This is a genomic window from Salinivibrio sp. SS2 (assembly GCF_001722075.1).
Taxonomy (GTDB): Bacteria; Pseudomonadota; Gammaproteobacteria; order Enterobacterales; family Vibrionaceae; genus Salinivibrio; species Salinivibrio proteolyticus.
Genome location: NZ_MEBP01000116.1, coordinates 1 through 2,972, shown reverse-complemented (window position 1 = coordinate 2,972; position 2,972 = coordinate 1). Strand labels below are relative to the sequence as shown.

The window sequence follows — 2,972 nt, the reverse complement described above, 5'->3', positions numbered from 1 at the left end:
TAAAACAGGGAGGGTTACACCACCATTGCAGATATTTACTTAGTAGATGATGACGATTCAGACAAGGTTATCGGTCGGCCGACGATTTATATGGTCATTGATGTTTTTAGTCGTATGGTTGCAGGGTTTTATATTGGTTTCGATAACCCATCTTTCCCCGTTGCAATGAAAGCGCTGATATGCAGCTTTTGCAGCAAAATAGAAACTTGCGCAAAATATGGTATCGATATTTCAGAAGAACAGTGGCCATGCATAGGTATTCCCGATGTGTTGCTGGCTGATCGTGGTGAATTGATGAGCCACCAAGCAAATTATTTGGTTGATGCTATTGGTATTCGCCTTGAAAGTGCTCCACCTCGAAGAGGCGATGCTAAAGGCATTGTCGAGAGATCGTTTGGTACGCTGCAGGCTAAGTTCAAGCCCTATATGCCAGGTGTCGTAACTGGTAACAAGGTTAAGAAGCATGGTGAAAGAGATTATAGAGTTGAAGCTGCTGTGGCGAGATCAGACTTTATTGAAATACTGCTCTATTCAATACTTGCTCACAACTTAAACAAGCTATTGGATAAGTACGATCGCGCTCCTGATATGCCAGAAAGCCTTCCATCGATCCCTATTGAGCTTTGGAGGTGGGGCCTACAGAATCGTACTGGGCGTTTACGAGCTATTGATACGGATATTGCAAAAATACTGCTGTTACCTCGTCAAAAAGTCACTGTATCTGAATTGGGCATAAAGTTATGGGGATTAACCTACACAGGAAAAGAAATTATTCAGACAGGTTGGATGCACCGTTCTTCGGAAGTATCTAGACCTAAAAAACTATTTGCAGTCTATGAGCTTGGTTCTGTTAATCACATATATCTGTTGTCAACGCCAGTTTAAATTTGACCCACTTATCGACGTTATCGCCGAAGTAAAACTGACCCACCCACGTAATTAATTTTTGCTTTCAGATAAGCTGCCCAAAGCCGATGGTACGGTTCCAGCCACCTTCTTTCCTCGTAATCGGTAGCTTTCACCGCTGATTTGTACGATGTGCGAGTGATGCAGAAGCCTATCAAGTAGTGCCGCCGTCAACGTTGTATCGTCGGCGAACGCCTTTGACCATTGAGAGAACGGCAAGTTACTGGTCACGATAATACTGCCTTGCTCATAGCGTTTGGCGATGACGTTGAAGAATAAGTTGGCCTCTTCTCTGCCGAACGGTAGATAGCCGATTTCATCGACGATAAGGAGTTTCGGTGCGAGTACACTGCGTCTCAAGTAACTTTCAAGCTTACCTTGAGCTTTGGCAGTAGAGAGTTGAAGCATCAAGTCTGCTGCCGTGATAAACCGCGTTTTTAAACCTTTTTGGACAGCGAGTTGACCAATACTAACTGCAAGGTGGCTCTTACCGACGCCACTTGGCCCAAGTAACACCACGTTTTCCTTTCGCTCGATGAAGGCCAACCCTGTTAGTTCTTTGAGCTGTTTTCTCGGGGCGCCAGTTGCGAAGTTGAAGTCATAATCATCGAACGTTTTTTCCATTGGAAAGCTGGCGAACTTAGTCAGTGTGGCTCTTGTGCGCTCAGCTCTGGCTTCCAGCTCTGCGTTCAGCAGTGACTCTAAGTAATCGGCTAGACTCAGTTCACGATTGTTGGCGGCTTCTGCTAATCTTGGCCATTCCTGACCGATAGCTTGTAGCTTCAGCGCTGCACAGGCAGCTTCAATGCGATTCATTTGAAGGTTCATGGTCGCACCTCTAATAGTGCATCATACGTTGATAATGGGTGTTGGAAGCTCTCTAGCGGCACCACATTATCACTCGTTGTTAGCGTTGTGACTGGACGCGTTGGCGATGGGAGTGGCTGAAGTGTAAAGCGTTCTTCATCTAAGAGAACTTGAGGCTTTGCACCTGTCGTACCATGAGTTCGTTGATGAGCGACGGTTTCTAGCCATGCGCCGATATGTCCATTAAGAACACCGACGGTGATGTTAAGACCGTGCTGCCTGAGTGTCGCCGCAAGCGGCGTGACGAAGCTGCTTTTCAAGTAAGCGTTAAATCGCTCCACTTTCCCTTTGGTCTTTGCGCGATATGGACGACAGGCTCTTGGTCTAAAGCTGTATTTCTTGGCCGTGGTGAGCAGCGCTGGATTCCACCGATGTTCACCTTCACCGTAGGCATCACGCTCTATCATGATGGCTTTCGCATTATCGAATAGCACCTCTTTGGGGACGCCGCCGAAGTATTCAAACGCTTCTTCAAGACCTTCTATCCAGTCTTCTTGACGCTCAGGATAAACTGGCGCTTTGCTTTTATCTCGAAGGTAATTGCGAACCGTATTCCTTGAGATACCCAACTCCTTTGCAATGCGGCGGATACTGCGCCCTTGATGATGTAAAACGTGTATTTCCACGAGTTGCTCCTGATTGATCATAATCCGCCGCTTTATCCATGTAACGAACGGATAGTTTGGCTCAGGTGGGTCAATTTTAAATCGACGTTAGTGGGTCAGTTTTACATCGGCGCTGACATCGCAGCGGAACTGACGCATTCAGGCGTGACAGATGCGGAAGTACTCCCTAATTTACTCAAGTAAACACGCCGAACCATCAAGGAGATTTCAGGAGATGGTGCATACGATACAAAGGAATGTCAAAGGGCGATTAGCGTTAAGAAAGCGACACCTCTAATCCCTCCACGTGAAGGGGCTGCTTTCTGGGAAAAGGGGCACCCTCGCAATCAAGTCTCGGTAGTCTTTTTAACGGCTCTACGCCACCCATAGATTTGAGATTCATATAACGATAGTTGCCGTGCAGCAGCGACACCGACTTTCTCAACCCTGAATTCAGATAATAAGTGCAACACTCATGGTTAAACTGGCGAGAGGAAGTCAACTGCTGATAGTGGTACGCTTCTCATCGCCAAAATCAAAACGTGATTACCATGAGTTACCAGCAGTTGACCGAAGGACAACGATACTCAATAA

At 46.6% G+C, this 2,972-nt stretch carries 3 protein-coding genes and 1 pseudogene; 2 read left to right on the top strand and 2 right to left on the bottom strand.

The window, feature by feature from the left end; translation table 11 throughout:
* The first annotated feature begins 90 nt into the window (after positions 1-90).
* Complete coding sequence (locus BGK46_RS14625) at positions 91-885, top strand: hypothetical protein (RefSeq protein ID WP_254659695.1); 795 nt, start codon at positions 91-93, stop codon at positions 883-885.
* 54 nt (positions 886-939) lie between these two features.
* Here BGK46_RS14625 and istB read toward each other — a convergent pair whose 3' ends face one another.
* Together istB and BGK46_RS14615 are read right to left on the bottom strand one after the other, a co-directional pair.
* The gene (gene istB / locus BGK46_RS14620; RefSeq protein WP_069590468.1) at positions 940-1,734 is read right to left on the bottom strand and encodes an IS21-like element helper ATPase IstB; all 795 of its coding nucleotides are present in this window, start codon (positions 1,732-1,734) and stop codon (positions 940-942) included.
* Complete coding sequence (locus BGK46_RS14615; RefSeq protein ID WP_069590465.1) at positions 1,731-2,420, bottom strand: helix-turn-helix domain-containing protein; 690 nt, start codon at positions 2,418-2,420, stop codon at positions 1,731-1,733. The genes istB and BGK46_RS14615 overlap by 4 nt, the downstream gene beginning before the upstream one ends.
* Before the next feature lie 96 nt (positions 2,421-2,516).
* Between BGK46_RS14615 and BGK46_RS17920 the strand changes: the two are divergent.
* Positions 2,517-2,726, top strand: a pseudogene (locus BGK46_RS17920) (transposase); the annotation flags it as partial.
* Positions 2,727-2,972 lie beyond the last annotated feature (246 nt).